At 50.6% G+C, this 24,427-nt stretch carries 17 protein-coding genes; 8 read left to right on the top strand and 9 right to left on the bottom strand.

All coding sequences use genetic code 11. The features are described 5' to 3' along the window. Window positions 1-115 precede the first annotated feature (115 nt). Together K3T82_RS04890 and K3T82_RS04885 are read left to right on the top strand one after the other, a co-directional pair. Window positions 116-970 carry a TrmB family transcriptional regulator gene (locus K3T82_RS04890; RefSeq protein ID WP_220192362.1) on the top strand — a complete coding sequence of 285 codons (855 nt, stop codon included), beginning with the start codon at window positions 116-118 and terminating at the stop codon, window positions 968-970. 34 nt (window positions 971-1,004) lie between these two features. Further along, window positions 1,005-2,279: an adenylosuccinate synthase gene (locus tag K3T82_RS04885; RefSeq protein ID WP_220192361.1), complete on the top strand. Its 1,275-nt coding sequence runs from the start codon at window positions 1,005-1,007 to the stop codon at window positions 2,277-2,279. 124 nt (window positions 2,280-2,403) lie between these two features. Here the strand turns inward: K3T82_RS04885 and K3T82_RS04880 are convergent, their stop codons facing one another. Both K3T82_RS04880 and K3T82_RS04875 read right to left on the bottom strand, forming a co-directional pair. After that, on the bottom strand, window positions 2,404-4,209 hold the full coding sequence (locus K3T82_RS04880; RefSeq protein WP_220192360.1) for an N-acetylmuramoyl-L-alanine amidase: 1,806 nt from the start codon (window positions 4,207-4,209) through the stop codon (window positions 2,404-2,406). Window positions 4,210-4,633: 424 nt separating this feature from the next. After that, a complete protein-coding gene (locus tag K3T82_RS04875) occupies window positions 4,634-7,900 on the bottom strand; it encodes a bifunctional cytochrome P450/NADPH--P450 reductase (protein ID WP_220192359.1) in 3,267 nt (1,088 codons plus the stop codon). A gap of 283 nt (window positions 7,901-8,183) precedes the next feature. On the opposite strand from K3T82_RS04875, the gene K3T82_RS04870 reads away from it, so the two are divergent. Then, window positions 8,184-9,401 (top strand): cytochrome P450, encoded by a 1,218-nt coding sequence (locus K3T82_RS04870; RefSeq protein WP_220192358.1) that lies wholly within the window; start codon window positions 8,184-8,186, stop codon window positions 9,399-9,401. Window positions 9,402-9,492: 91 nt separating this feature from the next. Here K3T82_RS04870 and K3T82_RS04865 read toward each other — a convergent pair whose 3' ends face one another. Together K3T82_RS04865 and K3T82_RS04860 are read right to left on the bottom strand one after the other, a co-directional pair. After that, entirely contained in the window at window positions 9,493-10,545 is a 1,053-nt protein-coding gene (locus K3T82_RS04865) for an aldose 1-epimerase (protein ID WP_220192357.1), read from the bottom strand. Window positions 10,546-10,912: 367 nt separating this feature from the next. Continuing rightward, window positions 10,913-11,635: a TetR/AcrR family transcriptional regulator gene (locus K3T82_RS04860; protein ID WP_220192356.1), complete on the bottom strand. Its 723-nt coding sequence runs from the start codon at window positions 11,633-11,635 to the stop codon at window positions 10,913-10,915. Window positions 11,636-12,001: 366 nt separating this feature from the next. Here K3T82_RS04860 and K3T82_RS04855 point away from each other — a divergent pair, with 366 nt between their 5' ends. Further along, a complete protein-coding gene (locus tag K3T82_RS04855; RefSeq protein ID WP_220192355.1) occupies window positions 12,002-12,940 on the top strand; it encodes a D-alanyl-D-alanine carboxypeptidase family protein in 939 nt (312 codons plus the stop codon). Window positions 12,941-13,059: 119 nt separating this feature from the next. On the opposite strand, the gene K3T82_RS04850 is transcribed toward K3T82_RS04855, so the two are convergent. Together K3T82_RS04850 and K3T82_RS04845 are read right to left on the bottom strand one after the other, a co-directional pair. Further along, on the bottom strand, window positions 13,060-13,785 hold the full coding sequence (locus K3T82_RS04850; protein ID WP_220192354.1) for a glycine/sarcosine/betaine reductase selenoprotein B family protein: 726 nt from the start codon (window positions 13,783-13,785) through the stop codon (window positions 13,060-13,062). Window positions 13,786-14,005: 220 nt separating this feature from the next. After that, on the bottom strand, window positions 14,006-15,622 hold the full coding sequence (locus tag K3T82_RS04845; RefSeq protein ID WP_220192353.1) for a peptide ABC transporter substrate-binding protein: 1,617 nt from the start codon (window positions 15,620-15,622) through the stop codon (window positions 14,006-14,008). Window positions 15,623-16,313: 691 nt separating this feature from the next. Between K3T82_RS04845 and K3T82_RS04840 the strand changes: the two genes are divergently transcribed. Continuing rightward, window positions 16,314-17,027 carry a CAP domain-containing protein gene (locus K3T82_RS04840; RefSeq protein WP_220192352.1) on the top strand — a complete coding sequence of 238 codons (714 nt, stop codon included), beginning with the start codon at window positions 16,314-16,316 and terminating at the stop codon, window positions 17,025-17,027. A 283-nt stretch (window positions 17,028-17,310) separates the two neighbouring features. Next, window positions 17,311-17,877 carry a CGNR zinc finger domain-containing protein gene (locus K3T82_RS04835; protein WP_220192351.1) on the top strand — a complete coding sequence of 189 codons (567 nt, stop codon included), beginning with the start codon at window positions 17,311-17,313 and terminating at the stop codon, window positions 17,875-17,877. Window positions 17,878-17,962: 85 nt separating this feature from the next. Here the strand turns inward: K3T82_RS04835 and K3T82_RS04830 are convergent, their stop codons facing one another. After that, window positions 17,963-19,018, bottom strand: a complete 1,056-nt coding sequence (locus K3T82_RS04830) for a hypothetical protein (protein WP_220192350.1) — start codon at window positions 19,016-19,018, stop codon at window positions 17,963-17,965. 297 nt (window positions 19,019-19,315) lie between these two features. Here K3T82_RS04830 and K3T82_RS04825 point away from each other — a divergent pair, with 297 nt between their 5' ends. Beyond that, a complete protein-coding gene (locus tag K3T82_RS04825; protein ID WP_220192349.1) occupies window positions 19,316-20,989 on the top strand; it encodes a CocE/NonD family hydrolase in 1,674 nt (557 codons plus the stop codon). Window positions 20,990-20,998: 9 nt separating this feature from the next. On the opposite strand, the gene K3T82_RS04820 is transcribed toward K3T82_RS04825, so the two are convergent. After that, entirely contained in the window at window positions 20,999-21,841 is an 843-nt protein-coding gene (locus K3T82_RS04820) for an MBL fold metallo-hydrolase (RefSeq protein ID WP_220192348.1), read from the bottom strand. Between the two features lie 224 nt (window positions 21,842-22,065). Here K3T82_RS04820 and K3T82_RS04815 point away from each other — a divergent pair, with 224 nt between their 5' ends. Continuing rightward, window positions 22,066-22,740, top strand: coding sequence for an HAD family hydrolase (locus tag K3T82_RS04815; RefSeq protein ID WP_220192347.1), 675 nt, complete (start codon window positions 22,066-22,068; stop codon window positions 22,738-22,740). A 175-nt stretch (window positions 22,741-22,915) separates the two neighbouring features. Here K3T82_RS04815 and K3T82_RS04810 read toward each other — a convergent pair whose 3' ends face one another. Beyond that, on the bottom strand, window positions 22,916-24,313 hold the full coding sequence (locus K3T82_RS04810; RefSeq protein ID WP_220192346.1) for a S53 family peptidase: 1,398 nt from the start codon (window positions 24,311-24,313) through the stop codon (window positions 22,916-22,918). Between the last annotated feature and the right edge of the window lie 114 nt (window positions 24,314-24,427).

Here is a 24,427-nt window from a genome sequence, read left to right as displayed (position 1 = left end):
TGCTCTTTTCATAATAGCACTTTCACTTTGTTTTGTACCTTGACAAACAAGGTGTCGAATGATTATAGTAGTAGTTGTTGCTACTACTATATGCCAGAAAGGATGCGATATTGCTATGAGCGCGACCATCGAAGAGTTAAAGCATCTGGGGTTTACCGGGGCGGAGGCTCAGGTGTATATCTATTTGCTGCAACATCCACTCGCAACTGGCTATGAAGTAAGTAAAGGGACCGGGCTCCCACGTGCCAATGCTTATCAAGCGTTGGAGACACTGGCGAGCAAAGAGCGCGTTACCGTGGTAAGTCCCGATCCCGCGCGATATGCCCCTGTGCCGCCCACTCAACTCCTCAAGCGTATTCAGTATGAGACCGCCCAGCGATGCCGTGAGTTAGAGGAACAGCTTTCCGCGCTGGAACAGCCAGATGGGATAGGGCACTTCTGGGAGTTGCGCGAGCATCAGCGCATTGAGACGCGCCTTAAGGAGTTGATCGCGAGCGCCCGGCATCGTATTGCGGCCAGCTTATGGGCTGAGGATGTCGAGCGGTTCACGGAGGCATTACGTGCCGCACATGAGCGCGGCTGTGTCATTATTTTGAATGTCTTTGGTGAGATAGAGGTAGACTACGCCACCGTCTACCACCATGAGGGGCCAGAGAAGGTCGTGAGTGGACATGTTATCGCACTGGTGGTTGATTCACAGGAGGCGCTAGTGGCCTCGTTGGATGTGCCTACGACGGGGGTTGTCACCGAGAATCGAACGATGGTGCGTCTGGTGGAGAAGCTCATACGTGATGAGGCTTATGTGGCCGCCATCTACGAGCGCTTCCATGATGAACTTGAAGACGCGTTTGGCACGCACCTGGTTCATCTACGGCGACGTTTGCTGCCCAGCGAGGACGCTGAGCGCCTGCTTGCTGTCACGACGCCTGATGTAGAGATAACACATCCCATACCTATACAAGAACAATAATGGCGATATATTGTAAAAGGAGCGATAGTAGAACATGGCTGCATCAGTAACGGTTGTCGTTGGTACTCAGTGGGGGGATGAGGGGAAGGGCAAGGTCGTCGACCTGTTGAGCACAGAGACAAACATGTGCGTTCGCTTTCAAGGAGGAGGGAACGCCGGACATACCGTCATTAACGAGTATGGTACGTTTAAGCTCCACCTTGTTCCTTCAGGCGTATTCAATCCTCAGTGTATTTCACTGCTTGGCACTGGTACTGCTATTGATCCTCCCGCCTTGGTGGAGGAGTTGCGTGAGATTACTGCGCAGGGTATCAATGTTGAGAATGTCAAAGTTTCTGACCGGGCACATGTTGTCATGCCATATCACAAGTTGCTGGACAAGGTGGAAGACGAGGCTCGGGGAGCGTATCGCGTCGACACGACCGGGCGCGGTATTGGTCCGGCGTATACTGATAAGGTCGCGCGCATCGGTATCCGCGTCTGCGACCTGCTGCATGAGCAGGTCCTGCGTGACAAGCTAGAGATTATTCTGCGCCGTCATAACGCCGTCCTGACGAATGTCTACGGTCAGGAAGCATTTGACCTGGAACAACTGGTTGCTGAGTGTTTGACCTGGGGTGAGCAGTTGCGCCCGCGTATTGTTGATACTGTGCCCTTGATGCGTACCGCTCTGCGTGATGGCAAGCGTATCATGCTTGAAGGCCAGCTAAGTGCTATGAAAGATATCGACTGGGGTTCATATCCGTTCGTAACGAGTTCCTCGCCTACCGCTGGCGGGGCTGCTGTTGGAGCCGGTATCCCTCCGCGCTATATCGACCGTGTCATTGGCGTTGCCAAGTCCTACAGTACTCAGGTGGGTACTGGACCTATGCCTACTGAACTGCATGGCGCAGAAGGCGATCACTTGCGCGAACTGGGTGGGGAATATGGTGCGACCACAGGTCGTCCGCGCCGTATTGGCTGGTTTGATTCCGTAGTGACGCGCTATGTCACCGAACTCAATGGCTGTACTGGTCTCGCGATCACCAAGCTTGATGTGCTGGATAGCTATGCCGAGATTCCGGTGTGTACTGGCTATCGTTATCAGGGGGAACTAGTGACGGATCTTCCTGATCCGCTGATCCATGAGCAGTGTGAGCCGGTCTACGAAGTCTTGCCGGGCTGGCAGCAGTCTACGAGCACCATTCAGTCGCTTACAGGGCTGCCGCGCAATGCTCGCGCTTACCTGGATCGTCTGGCTGAGTTAACAGGTGTGCCCTTGCATAGCGTTGGTGTCGGACCACATCGCAATCAGACCCTGCTTGCGTAGAGCAGCGTTTACCGAAGACGACAAGAGGAGAGGCGGGAACTCGCATGAATTGCGAGTTCCCGCCTCTCCTCTTGTCCTGCCCATTCCCCATGATGTGGTAAAAAGACGCTGTTTGAAGTTTGGGTTAGCCTACCTTCTTAATAACTGTGATCTCGGAAGAGGGAATCCATGCCTGGCGATGATTATAGTTAATCTCGTACCAGAGGGTGCCATCGGCTTCGGTGGTGGTTATCTTGGAGACAAAGATAGAGTTATTGGGCGCGTCGCCGATCTGATAGTAATCAGTCGCGGTTGGGCGTCCATACACCTTGGCAACATCTGAGCCGCTGAGGCTGAGCGAGACAAGTGTACCACTTGATTCGACTGCCGCGCCGGGTGGGACCGCTAGCCATGCTGTCTTAGCATTTGCGAAGTGACTGACAGTCGTGTCGTGGAGATGTGTCTCCTCGCCGTACCAGATCTCGTACATGGTATAGCCGGTTCCTGCCGGGTCCTTGACCTTGTCGAGATAGGCATAGCTCACGTTTGTCTCTACATTGTCAGTCTCGTCGGTGATATCTGTATCACTTCCATGTGGAATAAGACCCGACGCCGTACTGGGGCCGTTGTAGAGATAGAAGAAGTTGAAGTTCGCTGGAGTCTCAGTACCATTCTTATTGGCTGGCTTTTTGTCCGTCGAAGGCTTGAGTGTAATGATATGGGAATTATTCTTCCCACCTGGATAGGGCACGCCCTGCTTGTGCACCAGTTCCATGTAATAGGTCCAGAGCCAGTAGGGTCCTGGATCGACATGGTTGGGCGCGAATGGTAGTGCAGGTGAAGGGACCGTTCCATGCGCGACCAGATGCTCACGATCCAGTGGGATATTGTACTTCTTAAGCAAATAGGCAACTAGCTTGGCTGAGCCAAGATACTCGGCGGCGTTGTACCATTGGAAGCCAGTAGCATCGAAGCCCGCGTGCTCAATACCGATGGAGCGCTGATTATACCAGTAGTTTCCAATATGATAGCCAATGTCGCTATCGTGCAGGATTTGGTAGACTGTGCCATCGGTATCCACGATATAGTGAATGCTGACGCCACTGTTTACATCCTGGAAGGCGTTTAGGCCAGCCAGCGCTGAGCCCTCAATATCGTGAATGGTGACGAATTTGACTGGAAAGTCGTTAGGACGGTTCGCGCTCTCGTAGGTACAGGGATCATCTGCGCCAACGGCGTTGCAGTCAAATGTAGCGGGATCAAGAATGCAGTTGATCGCACCTGGATAGTCCGTCTTGCCGTCGTTGACACAACCAGCGGGTAATGCGGTTGTGCCCTTTACGCTACGAGCGGTTGACTTGTTGGCTGTCACATTCTGCGGGGTCAGCGTGATGGTTTCACCCTTCTCCGTCTGTGCGCTAAAGCCTTGTTTCAGGATGGTGTAGACCGCGTCCGCATACATGCTGGTTGTGGACTGTGTTGTGGCATGGCTGTAGGCTGCTACGGTACCATACCAATCGTTTAGGGAAGCAGGCAGACCCATGTTATTGGAGAGCTGTAAGGCCTGCGCGCGCAGGACTGCCGCTCCGCCGCGAATGTTGGTCGCGATATCGCTCTTGAGCAGATCTGTGCTGACATTCAGGAGTTGAGCAGCCTGATCAAGGGTATCGGCATGTTTGTTCTTGACCAGATGCATACAGCCGTATCCCTGGTCAATACTGGGGCTGCCACCGTGATTACTCAGACGGCCTTCCATATAACAAATAGTCTTCAGTAGTGAGGCTGGCACACCGAATTCGGTGGCGACCTGATCGAAAACGGGAGCCAGGTTACTCTCAGCCCTGGTACTGGCATAGACTCTCGAAGAACTCCCGAAGGCTGCTGTCACCAGAAGCGCCAGCATGCAAAGAAGAGGGAGGGCGATACGACCGAAGAGTTGGCGTTGTCGCATACGATGTTTTACCTCCAGCTTGTTTCATTCAGTGAATGCCACAGAGGAAGGGCGGGATAGGATACCTGAAAGGGGTGCTGGACCTATGATCGATTTGTAGATATAGATATGAATCAATCTACTCTTGAAGTATAACATATACAAGGCTCACTTTGATACTTATAGAAATGCTAAAGAATAGGTGATTTTAGAATACGATAGTGGTGGATAACTAGTTGTAGGAGCATCTTAATAGCGCTAGAAACTCATCAATATAGTAGAAGAGTAAATATATTGTAGCGGAGTTTTGCCCTGTGCAGAATAAAGCGCATGGAGAGCGCAAACCTTCTGGACATTGCTGTAGAGAGCATGGAAGCACTTAAAAAGGCCAGCCCGCTCGGAAATTTCCGAGAGAACTGACCTTTTGCCTGAGTTGGGGTTTTGATTAGACGTTAATGCCCCAGATGTCGACCAGGTAGCGATGCGTGCTAGTCTGGTTTTGGAGCCACTGCTCGGCTTCCTGCTCGCTCTTGCCTGCCTTCTCCTGATAGATTCGTTTGAAGTTCTCAGCAACGGCAGGTACCATCGTGTTTGTATCGCCACAGACGTACACGATAGCTCCCTGTTGTAACAGGTTCCATACTGCGTCTTGCTCTTCCCAGACCCTCTCCTGGACGTACATTTTTGGCTGCTTGGGCAGGCGCGAGAAGGCGTTATAGACCTTCACGACCCCCTCTTGCTCTAGCTTCTCAAGCTCGTCCTGATAGAGGGTGTGTTGTGGGTCGCGACACCCGAAGAAGAGCAGCATCTCGCCAATCTGCTGTCCGGCGCGTTTCTGCTGGGCACGCTCTTGTGTGAAACCTCGGAACGGTGAGATGCCTGTGCCTGCCGCGATCATAATGATAGGCGTGTGGGTGTCTTCTGGCAGGTGGAAGGGGCTATTTGTGTTCTGCACAAAGGCATAGATGATATCACCGGCAGACTGTTTGCTGAGGTAACTGGTGCAAACTCCCTCGAAGGTGGCATGACCAGACCAGGCAGGCCCTTCCACGATGCCAACCGAGAGACTACACTCATCGGACTTGTCGAGGGGAGACGATGAGATGGAGTAGTATCTGGGCCGGAGCGGTATCAGACAATCCAGGTAAACGTTGAAGGGTATCATGCAGGAAGGATATTCCTCAAGCAGGTCGATGAGCGACTTATGCTTATCGAGGATCTCACTTTTAAAGGCCGCCTCGCCTTCTGGTCCAGTATCGATGAGTTTTTGCAGGTGCTGACGCTCATCTTTATCGCTAGTGTGCTCAAGCATACGCTCGATATGGCTACGCTTTGCGGTATCCTGGAGCTCGATATAGTTAGCAAGCAGGTCATAGACTGAGATTGGCTCCTCGATGGGGGCGGCTGGTTTACGACCATTTGTGGCGTGGAGTTGGATAATGGTCTGCCGATCAAACTGGAAGCGCTCTGCGACGCGCCTGACCTGTTCCTCTCGATTACTGGCGAGCACTCCCAGGTGATCGCCTGTGCGATAGGTAGTATTAGGCGGAAGCGAGATCTGGATATGACGTGTGTCGCCTCCATCCAGGCTGCCCATGTCACCATTGACCAGTTTACGATTCTCCAGAATGGTCATGGGGAGTGCCCCAAATGAATTCACAAAAGGATAGGGATGGGGACGACGCACAATCTCAATCTCATAGCGCGGCTTATAAGTGGGTGGTGCCTGAGTTAGGGTCTGTGTGTCCAGACCCAATTGCTGTATCAGGGTTGACCAGAGCCCGTTATACCAGGCGCGGAACTGTCCATCGAAGTCGGTTGCGGCATTGCCCTCGCCGCGCTGATAGATGCGTTGGGCTCCTGCCTGTTCCAGAGAGTTATCGATCAGCTTGGGGATGGACTGGTAGGTGCTTGCCCATTCTGAGTTGCCACAACCAAAAATTGTGTACTTGACCCCCTGAAGGGCATCTTTGGCGAGCCCACTTTGAAGCCACTGGCAAAACTCGGTGGCGTTATCGGGTGGCATACCATTATAGGATGCGCTCACAATGATGACAACCCCCTCCTTGGGGAGCTTGTTGACGTAATTATCCAGCTCCCCTACCGTGGAATTGAAGCCCCTGGCTGTGCCTGCTTCCGCGATATGGTGCGCGATCTCTTCGGAGGTGCCAGTATTGGAGCCATAGAGCACAAGTAGAGCCGTCTTCTGAGCCATCTTGACCGTCTCTGCCTCTTGCTCCGCAGGTTGAGGCTGGGCTGCTTCAACCGCCACTGATTCTGTCTCCTCACTTACCCCTTCCTCTTCCAGAGGGGTGATAACAATATGATCGATGTCGGTACGCGGCCTGACGCGCATATAGAAATCGACAGGCTTAATGGTTAGCGCCTCACGGATCTTGAGCTGATAAATGCCAGTGGTATAGGGATAGAAGCGTTGTAAGATCATGCCCAAGATTAGCGTCGCCTCTTGTATGGCAAACTCTCGTCCAATACAGGCGCGCTGCCCAGTTCCAAAGGGCTTGAATGCATTGGCAGGGCGCTGTTGCTCCACCTCTGGATTAAAGTGTGAAGTAGGATTAAAGATCTCCGCGTCATCTCCCCATACTGAACGGTCACGATGCAGCATTGGCGTAAGAATTGTAATGGTATCGTCGGGATGAAGCTGGTATTTCCCACCAAGCACATAGTCTTCGTAGGGACAACGATTAAACAGGGGCGCGGTGGGACAGAGCCTTAGTGTCTCCTTGAGAATTTGTTGTATATACCCTAGTTGATGAATCTGCTCGTAGGTTGGAACCTTGCCAGGGTCGCGCCCAAGTACGCGGTCAACCTCTTCATAAGCCCGGTTCAGGACGTCGGGGTGGTGCAGAAGGAAGTACATCGCGAAGGAGAGAAGTCCACTCGTCGTTTCATGACCTGCGATGAGGAAGGTGATGATCTGATTACGGATATTTACATCATCAAGTTTTCCCCCTGTCTGACGATCAACGCCATTGAGCATCGCGTTGAGCAGGTCTGATTGCTGCTGTTCCTGTGTGCCACCCATCTTGCGCTCTTTAATGAGTTGATCAGCGGTCGAGAGCAAGAGATCCATGTCGGCCTGCTGTTGACGACGCTGGCGGAAGCGTAGTTTCTCTTCGATGGGAGGGCGAGCGGCCCTGGCAGCCGTTGAACCCAGGATGCGCATCATACTTTCAATAAAAGAATGGGTGTGCTCGCGTGTAATGGCATGGAAGTGATAGCTAAAGCCGCAGAGTCCGATAGTCTCCAATGTTACTCGTGACATATCATCGGGAACATTGATGATATCTTCAGGATTAAGATGGCTCCACTTCGACATCAGTTGTGTTGCCGCGTCTATCATCATTGGCATATAGTTGCGCATGGCTTGCAGGCTAAAGCAAGGCATGAGGATAGAGTGTGCTTTGCGCCAGTTTGGGTCGCTAGTATCGGCCGAAAAGAGCCCGCTCCCGATGGCTCCGCGTAGCTTTCTGATATTCACGGAGACGCGTTTGTCAAACAGCTTATCGTTACATACCTCGTCGGTAAGCGTGAATGATGAGATAACGATACGGCGCTTGCCATCGGGCAGTGGAATTTGAAAGATCGGCCCATGTAATTGGGCTTGCTTGATAAGATCTCGTACTGCCGACTCTGGATGTATTTCCTTCACATCTCCAACGGGAATGGCTTCTAGCTGTGACCGTAACATACAAGCAAGTCTCCTTTGCAAGACTGCATCCCTGCATGAACGATGTTCTAATAGTGAAGCTTTAGCGCTGAAAATAGTTGCTAGCGAGAGACAAAATCTCTCCTATTACTGTTATATCTGTTCCACCATATGCTTTGCGTCATAAAGATAGCTTGTGAGAATTCGTTAAGCTACATATAGATGTGGTAATAATTCTAGCTCTGTTTGTGATTAGAAAAGAGACGATGGAGTCCTTCTGTTGATCTAGCTGTGCCAGCGTATAGGAGCATCGAAAGGGTGATATATGGAACCACGCTCGTTACAGGACCAACTTCTCTATCCGCATGAGTGTTTTACGATTTTGCGTGAGGCTCATGGTCCGATTATGTATAATAGCGACGGTCGCTTCTGGGAAATCTTTGATTATGAGGATGTGCACTACATCTTGACGAAGCACGAACTCTTTTCATCTGATAGCGCGAAGTACTCCAGGGATTTTGAGGATCAGGATTTCCAGAGTATGTTGAATACCGATCCGCCACGCCATCGCCAGTTGCGTTCATTGGTAACACAGGCGTTTACACCACGCTCGCTTGCGCAACTGATTCCCCGTATCGCTGAGATCACGCATGAATTGCTGGATGATGTGGAGGCGCGCGGCTCGATGGATGTCATTTATGATCTCTCGTTTCCGCTTCCTGTCATCGTCATCGCTGAACTGCTAGGCGTACCTGCGAAGGATCGCGCGCGATTCAAGGTGTGGTCTGATGAACTGGTTATGGGCGAGTATAGCGAGTTAGCGAGTATGGAGCGTGAGGCGTATATACGTCGTGTCCGTGAGCGCTTCCGTGAAACACGGGAAGCTATTAATAACTACTTCCGCGACGTCATTGCGCAGCGAAGACGGGAGCCACGCCAGGATCTTATCAGTGCCCTTATCTCGGCTCAGATCGATGGTGACCACCTAACGGAACAAGAATTACTCAACTTCTGTTTGCTCTTGCTGGTAGCGGGCAATATCACGACGACCAACTTGATCGGAAATGCCTTTCTCTGTTTTGACGAGCATCCAGAGTCTATGGAGCGCTTACGCCGGAATCCCGAATTGATTCCATCTGCGCTAGAAGAGGTCTTACGCTATCGCTCGCCGGTTACGGCGATAGGACGTTTCGCCGTAGAGGATCTTGTCTTATGTGACCAGAAGATAGGAAAGGGCGATTTCATCTTAGGCTGGGTGGCAAGTGCTAATCATGATCCAGCCCAATTTTCCGACCCAGGAATGTTTGATATCGAACGGAATCCTAATCGCCATGTCTCCTTTGGGCATGGGATTCATTTCTGTCTGGGTGCGCCCCTGGCAAGGCTAGAGGCAAAGATTGCGCTTGGTATTATGCTAGAGCGCCTTGAGGATATCCGCCGGGATCGTGCTCAGCCGTTACCACCTGTCCATAGCTCGTTCATCTATGGCGCAAAATCATTACCGATCACCTTTGCCGCACATGCTCGCGCTGCGACAAGATAACTCCTCTCTGGCAAATGCCGCTGATCCAACGCAGAAGGAGGATAACAACAATACGCTTTAATTGCTATCCTCCTCTTTTTGTGAATATTATCTATTTGTCAAATGCCAGCGTGTAGTGTATCGAGCCGGTATAGCTCTCACCGGGAGCAACTTCGAGCAGGTGCGAGATATCGCGCGCGCCTTGATTGTGTAGATTGACAGCATCGGTTGAGCACGTTTGATACTCTACACAGCAATAGGGCTCGCCCTTTGGCACATAGATAACGATATGCGTGAAGTCATCACTGGCACTGATACGTAACTGCATTCCCTGTTCTCGGTAGTCCAGGATCGCGCTCTCCTGTGTGTGGAGATTCGTATAGACATGATCAAGAAGCAGACTGTCAAGTGGGCGTGGCTGCCTGAGATCATACATGGCATACATCAGCTTATTGACGTCGAAGACTCGCTTTGTGGGGAGAAGTTCATCATCGGCTTCCATCACGGCTTCGGCGGGCAATTGTACATAGGTTTTGTCCGCGCCACCAGGAAGTATGAAATAGGGATGGAGCGCGAAGCCAAAGGGAAGGTCATGTGAGCCCTTATTCTCGACGTGATAGGTGATATTGACACCCTGTTTGGTGAGTGTATAGGTTAGCGAGAGCCGACTGGGGAAGGGATAAGACGCGAAGTACGGACTTGCAGGGTCCATTTCGACAAACGTGGTGACACTCGCAGCGTCGGTTGTGATAACAGGCTGCTCATACTGCCAGGCCCGGTCGAAGACCAGACCATGAATCAGGACTGCGTTTCCTTGTGGCCTAGGGACCTCTTTGAGCGAGTAGCTCTGCCCCTGGTAGCGATATTGTTGGTCGCGAATGCGGTTGGGGAAAGGCCAGAGCACGAAGTTTCCTGTGAAGTCCATCCGCTTCAGCAAGTCACGCTCGCTATAAATAAGATCCTGATTGCCTACGCGAAAACGGAACATATTGCTGCCCAACTCCGGCGCGATACCAACCTCGATGCTGTGGGCTGGGTGCTGGGGATCTGTGTATGTGAGTGTAATAACCGTTGAAGCAATTTCGGCTTCGGTGCTGATACTGGCCCCAAAAGGGCTCTCTGTTTCCTGATTGATTGCGCTCCCTCTATGTTGCTGGTCTGTCATAATGAACCTTTCTAGTTGCGTTGATAAGGCTTTGATATGCAGCCTCAATAGGCCCTTGCCTTGAATGCAGATTGATAGATCCACTCGCGTGTGCGAAGCGGCCTGAGCGATGTATGGAAATGCTAGCCAGTAGTATACGCTACGTTCCCACGCTCCAACAAATCGCTGATCTTTTTGTCTCTTATACCAGTATTTTACAGATGCGATTGAATTTGCACTTTTAATAATCTAGGTGCTGCCTACAGCCAATGTGCTAAAAGACTGGGCTATATAGCGCTCTCGGATTTCTTCTCTTTACTATTTGACAAGGAATAGTCTCCAACTTCTGCTTCGGGCCCTGTTGTACTTTTTGAATGTCTCCGCCTGCTTACTCCTGTATGACGCCACGGCCCCTCGTCGATGCTGGTTGCGCTCCTTGCCCAAGCAGAGGCCCGACAATCTGAACGAACCGGGCCATAAGCTGAGCTACCCAGGGAAGTCGTAAGAGTGGCCGAAGACGTCCTAGCAACTCATGTATGAACTGCAAAAGCTCCCTGGTCTGGTGTGTCTCGGGTGTGAGATCTTGTAACCAAATTAAGACAAGGGCGAGTTGCAACCCATAAAGCATCGTTGCCAGATCACCCACTTGTGAAGTGCGAGGCGCATCCTTGGCCCCAGAAACCAGAATACGGTAGCTCGTCTGGGCTCGGCGCCGAATCTCCGCTCCTTCTGCGCCAAAAACTCCTGCACGCGAATGGGGATTTAAGGCTGCTCCAGATAAAGCCACTAGGGCGAGTCGATGAGGTGCCATGACTTCTAATAACTCGCGCATGAGATAGTGAAAACGGTCAGCGATAGATGAGGCAGGGAGCAAGGAAACCAGTTCTTCCAATTGGGCAGCCAACCAGTGGTAGAGTTCCAGGGCCAAATCCTCCTTACTCGCAAAGTAGCGATAGGCCAGCCCCAGAGAACATTTGGCAGCGGTGGCAATATCTCGCATCGTTGTTTGCTCATAGCCTTTGGTCGCGAATAGATGGAATGCCGTCTCAAGAATGCGCTGCCGCGTTAGGAGCGCTTTCTGAGTAAGTTTGCCCGTCTCAGAAGATTCCATGATTTCCTCCTCAAACAGTCCGCTCACGCGAGTCTCTTGACAGTAGCATATCTCATTTGGTAGAGTAATAACAAGTGAACGTTGTTCATTTTTGGCGAACCCTCAACCTGTGTGAGGAGTTGCATGCGTGTGCTCATAGATGGAAAGGAAGTATCCTCTGTCTCTGCATCTACTTGATCTGCCCAGATGAAATTACGTCAGCCTCATTTAGTCAGGCAATTGTTCTGCTTACTGTTGTAATATATAGACAGAACTATATATGTGAGCATATGAAATATATGGGTCATTTGACCCTCTGGCCCTATGTGTTGGTGAATATATAATTTTCTCTCTGTAAGATGTCCCTCTAGATCCTTTGGAGCTACTATGCGTTTCAGACGAATCTTATTGAGCTTACTTCTTGTATTTATGCTGCTCTTTCTCGTGGGTATGGGAACCTTTGTCTACTACTCTTTTAAAGCCGTCCCCACTGTCTCAGCGGTGCAAGAGACACCCACTGAAGAGCCCACCCCAACACCTTCGCCAACGCCCTCGCCATCCCCAACACCTTCGCCAACACCCACACCTCTTATGAATGGCGTGGAAGCATATATGCAAGACGTCAATACTGATCGCGTTCTGTTCAATAGCAATAGCGCCAGACGCGTACCCATTGCCAGTACAACCAAGATTATGACCGCCGTGGTCACCATTGAGAATAGCGATCCGAATGCAATTGAGCAAGTCTCGCAAGCTGATCTAGATCAGCTACCACCAGGAGCCAGTGTCGCGCAACTACACGCAGGCGACTATTTGCGTATTCGTCATCTGCTCTATGGACTGCTGATTCCATCGGGATGCGATGCTGCGCTAACGCTGGCACGCGTGGTTGGAGGCTCAACGGATAACTTTGTTGCCATGATGAACGCCAAAGCCCAGGCCTTAGGGATGACGTATACCCATTACTCAAACCCGCATGGGGCTATTTCTGAGGACAATTATTCAAGCGCACAGGACCTGGTGAAGCTCGCGCGTTATGCGATGCAATACCAGCTTTTCGCTGAGATTGTGCGCCAGGCCTCCTACGATATACGTCCCACGCAATATAACCGTTTCTACCATTGGGATAACACGAATCAGTTGCTTACAACCTACAATGGCATGATTGGCATCAAGACTGGCTCTGGAAGTGGCGCGGGCTATTGTATGGTCTTCGAGGCTGTACGAAATGGGAGGATTATCGTAGGGGCCGAGCTTGGCGCGCCGGATTTTGATGTTCTTTTTTCTGATGTAGCGCGCCTGTTGGATAAGGGCTTTGCTAGTTAATTCGCTATATGCAGGCGCGACGCTTTAGCGAACGCTCACCAGCTACCGCGCCCCTCAGTCGCGCCTGCATATGATGTGCCCGTTGATTCTGTTTGGGACTGGGGAATTATGGGTATGGTTTATTTTTTAGGCCTTTTGAAGGTCAATTGGTTGCCACTCGCTGCTGTCATATTCAGCATACTCTGGCTCCCAGATGGTTCCAGGCTCTTCTCTTGTTTCGAGGCGACGGATAGCATCGAGCAGAACCTTGCGTTGTAAATCTGGCTGTCCAGGGCCCCAAGACTGTTGCCGAGTGTGAAACGTAGAGGGGCGATAGCGCGTGGAGGACCTGCCTGTCGCGTTTGATCAGGCGCAACGGTAATAAATACGGTGGGGATGCCAGTCATCTCGATTTCGCGGGCGATGGCAGCCGCGACACGATGGCACAGGGGGCAGCCAGCCGTGAGGATAACGGCATCGGCTTGTGAGCGTGAGATTGTCTTAGCCATCTCAGGCGCTACGCGCTCGTAGAGGTCGCGGAAATTCTGAGTGTAGCCCATAAATCCCAGGTGCTTATCGCCAACGCCACCGATTATGCCCTCCGCTGCCAGTTCACGAAGGCGATCAAGTGGAAAGATACAATTGATGTCCTGGTCCGCGTCTTGATGGTCATAATGACTATGGGTGACCATTAGTTGCTCTGTCTGTATGTTACCTGGAATGAGTCGCCAGGAATTATCACCATCCACATTATAAGGCTCCTGCTCACGCAGGTGAATGCCTGCCGTGCTGACCAGGGCGAACACACTCTCCTTGATCTCGCGAAATCTTGGCGTATATGGGATGCATCGCTTGGACATTGGCATACTCTATCTATTCCCCCTTTAACATATCGTAAAATCTTATATGCTCCACGCTTTCTTCATTATACCTTAATTTTATGCTGGCTAAAGGAGCATATTGTGAGGTTGTCAATGGGCTGAGACTGAAACCAGGGGAGAACTGGTGAGCCCAGAATGAGGTGGGCATCGGCAAGCCGATGCCCACCTCATTCTGGGCTCACATATGTTATTAGTGGGAGACTTGTTAGCTTAAAGTGATGGTGGACCAATCACCAAAGTAGAGCCCAGATCCATTAAGGACTATGCCATGGACATAGGAAGGGATAATGGCGGTGAACGTTTGGTGCGAGAGCGGTAACCAGCCCACATCATCGATGGCAACGCGTTCAGCCTCGGCATAGGTGTTGAGGCGGTCTTGCCCTGATTTTTGTTCGGCCTGAGCCACCAAGCCATCAAATTTTGGATTGTTCCAGTCTCCGTTATTATTGGCGGAGGTTGAGAGTAGGCTCAGGTTCAACCATTCGTAGGGATCTGGAAAATAGACTCCCCACTGCGTAAAGCCAAACTGTACAGTATGTTTTGATGTCTCGCTATTGTACGCTGTTAACTCCATAGGATTCAGTTTTACCTGCACACCAAGAGCTGTTTGCCACATTCCCTGGAGTGCTGTGGCCGCATTTCTGGGGAACTGCGACTCCGGGTAGGTAAAGGTAATGGGTGGCACTTTGCTGGTATCGGGATAGACAGACTGGAGCAACTGTTTGGCCTTCGCTTGATTGTACGCGATACCTGGGTAGTCTGGTTGCGCTCCAGGTTCACCAGGAGGAATGATGGTGCTGGCAGGGGTGACCGTATCCTTGAAGATCTTAGAAGCTAACACATTCTTGTCTATGGCTGCGGCAAATGCCTGTCGCACGGCTGATTTATTGAACGGGACGGTCTTGTTGTCAAAGAACAGCAGGCTACTTTGCAGAATCGACCTGCGAGTAAAGCCTGGCTGGTTCTTCGCGGTCTCCTGATCCTGTGCGGTGAGCCCCCAAACGAAATCGTATTGCTTGGCCTGATAAGCTTTGTAGGCGGTTTCAGGCTCTTTGACAAAATACATCTCGACTTTCTTGAGCGTCGTCTTATTCCCATAATAATGGGGGTTGGGCACAAAGTCTATCTTAACGCCTGGTTGCCAGGATTGAACGACAAAGGGGCCTGTTCCAGCGCCGTTGCCTGTGACATGCTGTACCCAGTCTACTTGCCCATACTTGTCAATCAAGTTTTTGTTGAGTGGATAGAACAGATTAACAGTGAGAAGCTGGAGGAAGTAGGCTGTGGGGTGTTCGAGAGTTACCTGTAGGGTTTGATCGTCAATGGCCTTTACGCCCTCAAGCGTGGTGGTCTTGCCATTGTTCACATCTTTCGCGCCTACGATTACTTCTTCCAGAACTGGCGCAATAGGCGATTTTACCTCGGGCAGCAGGGCGCGTGTCCAGGTATAGACGTATGTCTGGGCAGTAACGGGTGTTCCATCTGAGAATGTAATACCCTGCTTCAAATGGAAGGTGTAGACCTTGTTATCTTTGGATATATCCCATGTGGCCTGGTCTGGCAGAACATTAAGGTCTTTATCTGCCTTGACTAGTCCACTGAAAAGCATGCTTACCGCCAGATTGGAATTTGAGTCAGATCCACTGGCCGGATCAAGTTTCCCAATATCACCTGTGCCAACATTGGGGAAACGCAATACTTGATCTTTTATGGCTTGATTGCTCTGCTGTGAGCCACCACATGCAGCAAGCACAATGAGTAACAAGCCACTCAAGAGCAAGAATGGTAATAGGCGCCGACGCCGCTTTCGCGGATCAAGCATAAGTAATCTCGCTTTCTAAAGTTTGCTCTCCGATACGAAAACCTTGAGCGTAATAGTGTATATCGCGCCAGTCCGCTATCGTATTCTCGTATGAGGATGCCCCAAAAGTAGGTCTCTATCGTAGAAACCCTTAAAAATAGTGAAGTGAGCAAGCGGTGTTTAAGTATATAACACGAAGGTTTTCTATTTCTATTCCCTTATATATGGTATGGCAGTGGTATTGGTTTTCATGAACCTCTCATATTCTTTTCAGAAAGGTCCTGTGTAAGAAGTAGAACGAGGGAATAGTACACATCGGCTAGCCTTGAGTGCCTCTGGTGATAGTGGCTTACTGCGAACTGCCAATGCTTCATTTTAGGGTAATCACTTCGTTTGTTGTATAGTTGATCAACTAAGTCAATTATAGTGGCGCTCTGTAAGAATGTCAAGAAACTGCTCAATTCTCAACGAGCTTCTCAGGAGCTGTTACAGTATGTTGTTTTAGCTCAAAGAGTATTCATATAGCACATTAATTTGTATCGGTATTTACGTCAAGAATATTTTCTATAGTTGTTTTGGCAGGTTGAGATTGGCGGAGGGAACGGGGTAAGAAGTACCATTGGCTGCTCATCTGCTTCTTGATAGATGAAACTCTATGTTATGGTAGAAAGCATAGTATTTCGCGAAAATCACAGAATGGAGGCGTTTCGAGTTGAGAAAGCTCCTGTCTATTTTATTTGCTCTCTTGCTATTCTCGTTGGCTGCCTGTGGTTCGTCTGCTCCTCAACCAGGGGAGGGCCATGGACAGTCTACTGCTACCGCTGCTCCGGCGCGTAAGCCCCCAGGAACTGAGGTCGCCGAACGACCACGGGTGACTCCAAGCCCGAAGCCAAGAAAACCAACCCCTACTCCTAAGCCGAGTCCACCGAGTGCGCCAACGTCTGTACCCACTCAGGAAGGGGGGAATGGTGGTGGAAGTACTTCAACGCCTACATCGAGCCCAAGTACACAACTGGCGCAACAGCTTTTTGCCTTAATTAATCAGGATCGGGCCGCGAATGGCTTGCCTGCGCTCTCCTGGGAACCCAAGCTTGCGGTGAGTGCCTTGCGTCATAATCAGGTCATGATGGGGGGGTGTGGCCTCTCTCATCAATGTTCTGGTGAGGCGGGATTAGGAGATCGTGAGACCAACGCGGGCGTCAGTTGGAATTATTGTGGTGAGAATATTGGAACAGGTGGGCCTGTTCCCTCATATAGCGCGCAATGGAACATGGCATCTGGTCTGCACCGAAGCATGATGAATGAGACGCCTCCAAATGATGGGCATCGCCAGAACCTCTTGAGTCGAAATTTTCATCGGATCGGCATTAGTATATCGATAGACGCAAATAACCATCTCTGGCTGACTGAGGATTTCGCGAATTAGCCTAGGTCTTTATAAATAAATGTGATATATGGGTGGCCTTGTTCTCGCGCGTTCATCCCTTGGCTGCCCATGTATCTACCATCTTAGCCTTCTGGAATGCTACAATAGAGGAAAAATGGGAGGCGAACGCAGCGCTTCGTGCGCTTTCCACTGTCATATACAAACGTCTTGGGCTTCATATATAGGTACTTTGCTTTAGCTAGCGCCGGTCTTCGTTTGCTCAATCGCTCTGCTTAGTACTCTAATACCCCTGACATTTTGAATGGTAAGGAATATGTCCGCGATGGAAACTCTCGTCTTGGATTTCCTGAATAGCGATTGGCATGATTATCGTGGTAGTGGTCGATCTGAAGATTACTTTTTGCGAGTTGACTGGCGTAAGCAATTCCTTGCTAACTGGCATCTGGACGTTGATGCCGAAGCCCTGGATGAAGCTACATTGCGCTCGTTGATCTCATTGCGTACTCTGCTCTGGGATATTGCCTTGCGTATGGCGCGTGGGGAGCAACTTGCTGACGAGGATATTGTTCAACTTCGCCCCTTTTTGCAGTCCTCAGCGGTGCAACGCGATCTCATAAAGGATGAATCTGGACGCTGGCAGCTTGGGCTTGAACCGCTGAAAAAGGATTGGCTTTGGGTTCAAAGCGAGATTGCAACCTCATTTATTGAACTGGTAACGCGTCATGATCCTCTGAGAATCAAGACCTGCGCGAACGGCGATTGCGGCTGGATTTTCTATGATTCAAGCAAGAATCGTAGCCGTCGCTGGTGTGCTGGTTACGCCTGCGGTAATGTTATGACGGTTCGCCGCTACCGAGCTCGACACGCCCAGAAGGTTGGCGAGGCATAAGCGTACAGGCTTTACTGAATCCTGTTGTGCCTGTATGTTTATGCCTCGCTTTGGGGTGTGGATTAAATTTCGGACCTTGAAGTGGTTATGCCTTTTCTTTTTTGGTTGTTACATAGATATGGTGTTTGGCATTATAGCGGTAGAGTGGATTGGAGTCCTCATACTGTAAGTCCCCTCCTTTGCTGGATAGCCACATGAGCGTTTGGGTGTTCGGAGGGAGACTGTTCCCCAGTTTCCAGTGCCCCAGGGCATGTGGTCCCGTGATGCCATACAGCCAGGCACCGCCATCATCGTCGATGCTATTAGGCATGATTTTGCGGCAGGGCGTGATGCTATCGTCAAGTTCATCCTCTAGGGCGAAATCACAGGCTTTTAGCACCATGTTATTGATACTTGCTTTGGGGCTGGTGTATGGATAGTTCGCGAAGCCTTTGATCGTTTGGGGTTGCATCATAGCCATTGCCCAGACCCATGAGCCAACCTGGACATGCATCTGTGTGCCAACAAAGAGCGTGACGCTGTTCTTCTCCGTTATTTGGACAGTCAGGTTACATCCACCTGTGCAATCGATATACCGGTCTGCCGCCGCTTGTTGTTGGATGGTGCGAGAAAGATTTATCGCGGGAGTAGGAGTTGGTTCGGCAGCCGGCGGCGCTCCTATTTTGCGTACAATGCCACCGAAGGCGACAAGTGGGTATTGTGGTTGCAGTTGAACGCGAGAACCTATACTCAATTCACCGCAATTTTGTCCCAATGTTTTATTGAGTGCTTGAATTGTATTTTTCTGATCATCATTAAAGATTTTTGTAGAAGCTCCCATTTGCATCTGTGTGTTAAGAATTGCGTTGCAAGAGTCGCCATCCTGCACAATATAGGGGATGACTCCCATTTGCGGCTCTACTGTGGGATAGGGAAATGTAGTGTGAGGTGGTGGGGATTGATTCTGGGAGCCGCTGAGAACATAGAAGAAATGTGAGACATCCAAAAGTCCTCGATTTGTCAAAAATAGAGCGCAGGCAAAAAACGGCAAAAAGATCATAATGGCTATCAGGATAGTAATAATAGTTTTCCAGGGCAGCGAACGCATGATGATATCTACGTTTTCTGACGCTGATGACTGGGGATGAAACCGGCGAGACATAATATACTCCAATCTATACAGGCAGCCCCTACTCGTACGTACATCGACCTATGCCGTACAAGCCGCCTGCTGGTCACTTTGCAGTTGCTTTCCCTCTTACACTTTTAATTATAAGAATCGGAGTGAAATCGTTTCTTGCGTATTTGCATATCTCCATTAAATAGTGATAATTTATTCATGGATGAGCGCGTATTTATGAAAGCCTGATCACTTTTTCGTGCTCTATGCGCTCACGTGAGCGCGAACATTGGGATGTCTCTGAACTGAAGAGGTTATAGTGTATGAGGGAAGAGTTTTATGATTGTAGTCAATCCTAACGAAATGCGGATCAAGTTCAATATGCATGTGCCTATGAGGGATGGCGTGACGCTCTCGGCGGATCTCTATTTTCCGGCGAGTGATTTGGAGTGGCCACAACCTCGACCACTTATTTTATTGCGAACCCCCTACATGAAGACCAGTCGTTCATCATATGAGATGGCCTCTTATTTTGTAGCGCGTGGCTATTGCTTTATGGCAGTAGATGTTCGAGGGCGTGGCGATTCCGATGGTGTGTTTACACCCTATTTTAGCGAGGGGCGTGATGGCTATGACATCATTGAGTGGTGTGCCTCTCAACCCTGGTGTGATGGCGCTGTAGGTACAATTGGTGCTTCATACGAGGGATGTATCCAGTGGTTGACCGCGTTAGAGCAACCTCCACATTTGAAGGCTATGGTGGTATTGGTTCCACCCTCTGAACCCCTGGTGGAGACTCCCACGGGAACTCCTAGCCCAATGAATATCTGTTGGCTGCACTATGTGAGTGGTCGTATCAATCAGCCAATGGAGATGGTAAATTGGGAGTCGCTCTATACTCACCTACCATTATTGACGATGGATGAGCAGGTTGGGCACCAGATTCCATACTGGCGTGAATCAGTAAAACATGCGCAGGTTGATGAGTACTGGCTTCCTCTCTGTTATCAGCGCCGCTTTGAGCAGGTAGATGTGCCTGTTCTCCATATTTCGGGCTGGTATGATGATGAGCAGATTGGGACTCCCCTGAATTTCATTGGTATGACGACACGGGGCGCAAGCCCTGAAGCACGCACGAACCAGCGCCTCTTGATGGGCCCCTGGGGCCATGCCTCTAATCGCGATTCTAAACTGGGCGAGGTCGATTTTGGCTCGCAAGCCATCATTGATTTGCGCGGTGAGCAGGTGCGCTGGTTTGATCGCTGGGTTCGGGACCTGCCTCTCGAGCGTGAGGCCCCCGTGCGTATCTTTGTGATGGGTGCCAATACCTGGCGCAGCGAGCAAGAATGGCCCCTCGCGCGTACACAGTGGACTCCCTATTATCTACATAGTGGGGGACGCGCTAATAGCCGCTTCGGTGATGGTTCTCTCTCCCTTCAGGCTTCTATTACTGAGCCCTGTGATCACTACGACTATGATCCAGCCAATCCTGTTCCGTTTGTCTCTGATTCAACCTCTGCGCAGATTGGTGGCCCCGATGATTATTCAGCAGTAGAGCGTCGTGATGATGTATTGGTCTACGCGACCGCGCCACTCACTAGCGATGTTGAGGTAACGGGTCCTGTGCGTGTGGAATTATATGCCGCCTCGTCGGCTCCAGACACCGACTTTACTGCTAAATTGATCGATGTCTGGCCCAACGGCTTCCGTCAGCGGTTGTGTGATAGCATCGTGCGTGCGCGTTTCCGCGATGGGGTAGACCAGCCATCACTTATTGAGCCTGAGCGGGTCTATCACTACACAATTGACTGTTGGAATACCTCGCAACTCTTCAAAAAGGGTCACTGCATTTGCCTGGAAATCTCCTCAAGTGCCTTCCCGAAGTACGACCGAAATCTCAACACGGGTGCGCCCCTCGGTCTGACGACCGAGATGGTCACCGCTCATCAGCGCATCTATCATGATACCGAGCATCTGTCAGCTCTCATTTTGCCCATCATTCCGATCCCATAAATAAGACTGCTATCTCGTATAGACAAAACGTCTGCCATGGGAGAGGATGTGGCACATGATGGTTGGGTGCCGGGCTCGCAGGTAATCTACAAAGAAACCAACGCGTCCGGTGTTGGCGGAAAACATCTCGTAGTGGGTTGGTATTACAGCGTTGATACCAGCCTCCGCTGCGAGATCAGCCGCCTCGCGTTCATCCATGTTGCCGACCAGATGTTGCTGTTCGCGGTAGTAATTGCGCCCATTGATAGGCAGCAGGGCCAGGTCGATCTGCATTCCGCGAAGCTGTTCTGCCAGGCCATTGTATACCAGCGTATCGCCGGGATGATAGAGGCGCACCCCATCCATTTCGATCATATAGCCAAGATAGCGATATAAGCCACCACTCTCAGCAAAGCCGAAGTCATAAACTCTGGGTGGACACTGAATGGCATGCATGGCTGGTACTGGGAAGAGTTGAGCGGTTCCAAGGGCGTGCTCTTCATCTGGCTGCACACCCTGAATCCGTGCCTCCTCGATACCGGCATCTGTAAGTAGTTTAACGAGTGGGCGTGGAACAATAAAGTGTGTTTGCTGCTGGTGCTGTGCTAGCTTGCCCAAAGTAGGTAGATCCATGTGGTCCAGGTGCTCATGGGTGCATAACACAAAATCGACCTCTGGTGCTGTCTCTGCCGTAAAGGGTGGCTTGATTAAACGCCCTTCAACCTCCGAAAGAAAGGGATCGATCAAGATCGTTAAAGAGGAACTACGTATGGCGAAACTGGCCTGTCCTAGCCACCATAGGGCGATGCTGCCAGCTGGTAGGTGTGTCGTGTTGCTGATCTCCTGAGTACAGGCAGAAATATTATTTGACACGTAGGTAACTCCATCTTTATGAGTACTGATGGGCAGGCAAAGCGCCTGTCCTTTGGTATTGTAGCAGAAAGAGCACTCGGCATTTTCGCGTTGAGAAGTCCTCATTAAATAACCTGGATAGATATCATTCCCCTAAAATATTAATGCATTTGCATTTTTGTTTCCTGGCCTATACACTTGAGTTTGATAATAATAAAGCTCTTCAAGTGGAAGGAATGTGAGATATGCAGCAGTGGTTATTTATAGACGCCGATGATACGCTGTGGGAGAACAATATTTATTTTGAGCAAGCTGTTCATCAATTCATAGAGTTTCTCGCACATAGTACAATGCAGTTTCATGAAGTGCGTGCGGTGCTGAATAGTGTTGAGCGTGTCCAGGGATATGGCTCAAAGAGCTTTGCTCTCAGCCTTGCTGAGACCTATCGTCGCCTGGTAGAGCGTGAAATACGTGATGAGGATGTACGCTATGTGATTCAATTGGGAGAAGAGATCATACATCACCCATTGGAGATTCTGCCTGGAGTGGAAGAGACACTGAATTACCTCGCTGCCCGCCATACATTGATCTTGCTTACCAAGGGGGCGCGAGAGGAACAGCAACTCAAAATCGAGCGCTCGGGCCTGGAGCCACACTTCCGTCGTACTGTTATCGTAGCAGAGAAAGATGTGAACGCCTACGAACTACTTGTGCGGGAACTTCAGTGTAATCCCGTTGAGACCTGGATGATCGGCAATTCCCCCAAATCAGATATCAATCCCGCTCTGGCTGCCGGGCTGAATGCCGCATATATTCCTCATCCCCACACCTGGACGCTTGAGCAGCAGGAGGTCAACCACCAGGGACCGGGCCGTCTCCTAACGCTGACGCGATTTGCGGAACTGCGTGAGCACTTCTAGCCTTTATTCATAACGATATCAATGCCTTATAGAATGGGAATAGTGGAGCAAAGACAGGCTTTAGCTTGTGGCTGTTCCCTCATCGTCTTTATAAATAAGAAACAGCCGGTTGGAGAAGCATGTCTTCGACCGGCTGTTTCTTATTTGCTCGTTCGCCCATAGAACGAATGATTTTTTACTTAAACTTTGTGAGATCTTTTGAAGAAGTCACAGTCAGTTTGGTCAGGGCAGGAAGGAGCTTGGAGACATCAGGGGTACCCCAGCCCGTCGCTGCGTCCCATCCCTTAGTAGCCTTGTATCCTGGGATGGTTACTGTCTTGCCATTGTCATCTACATAGGAGTAGCCATTATCCCCGGTGGTAACATCGTGGAAAACCTGCTTCGCCAGGGGGCTGTGTCCAAGGATATAGAAACCTGGGTTGAGGAAGCCAAGACGTTTATTCGCCAGTTGCGCGCCAAGCGCGGTAATACCGGCCCATTGGGGCGAACCAGCGCTGGTGCCACCGAAGATGTACACGCCCTGTCCCGTGCCATCTGCGTTCCAAACCGCTAACACGCCGCCATTGATGGCACCATTGTAGGAAACATCAGGACCACCACGATACTTACCAATGCCTTTGGTTCCAAGCTGGTAGAGAGGTGTGCGATAGATGGTGCTATATCCACCACCGCCAGCAACACCAAAATCGGGCTCGTTCCAGACGACCTCGCCTTTGTAGGCCCCAGTTGTTGCATCGGCATCGAGTTGGGTGCCACCAACTGATGTGACAAAAGGATCAGTCGCGGGCGAAGAGGCGCTTAGGAAGAAATTGTTGCTTCCATCGCAAGTGGGCTGCGATGAACCCTGGTCACCAGCAGAGGCAAAGAGGGTAATACCTTTCAGCGATGCCTCAAAGAAGAGTTGATGCTCCTCTTTCAGCAGCTTGGGATCAACGCACTTCTCGCCTTCGCCAAAACTCTGCGAAATGACATCGCCCAGATTCTGTCGGACAGCGAATTTGGTCGCGCTGAGAATGTCAGCGTCATTGTTGCTCTTGGCAAGGACGAGTTGGATGGTTGCATCCGGGGCGACCGCATGTGCCCATTGCACGTCGAGCGTAATTTCACCGGACCAACCTACCTGATTTTCGTCGTTGTAATCGAAAGGAGTCTTTCCATCTGGATAATAGATATTCAATACTGGATCATTGAGCCCGAAAAGCGCATCAAAGGTTGCCAGGTCCTCACGGATGGTTGGGGCGTCAAAGGCGTCGATAATGACAATTTTGCGTCCTTTACCTGTGATACCTTTATCGAGAAGTGGCTGAATATCGTACGCTTTACGAATTTGCTCAGGTCCATAGCAGCGAACAGCAGCCGTATTGGATTGGCAACTAAATGTAACGCCAGCTTGCGGCTTGCCCTGGTAGAGATATTGGGGGTGTATGCTAACTGTGTTGTTTGGGGAGACATGACCTGCTGCGCTAGCTGACTGGCTGCCACTGAATAGAAACAGTCCTGTCAGGAGGCTCAGCATGACTGTAGAGAGAATCAACACGTTGGGCATACGCTGAGAAAGGGTGCTTCTCTGCATGTAGGTTCTCCATGTTGCGATTGAAGGGTAACGTGGGCGAAGAGCATGATTGGCACCAATGTAAGTATAGATTCTTTTCAATGTAATTGCGTGCATGCCAAGTGGATATGTGGT

It is taken from the genome of Ktedonospora formicarum, assembly GCF_016587355.1.
Lineage (GTDB): Bacteria > Chloroflexota > Ktedonobacteria > Ktedonobacterales > Ktedonobacteraceae > Ktedonobacter > Ktedonobacter formicarum.
The sequence above is the reverse complement of the archived record's forward strand: the minus strand, read 5'-3'. Positions and strand labels throughout refer to the sequence as shown.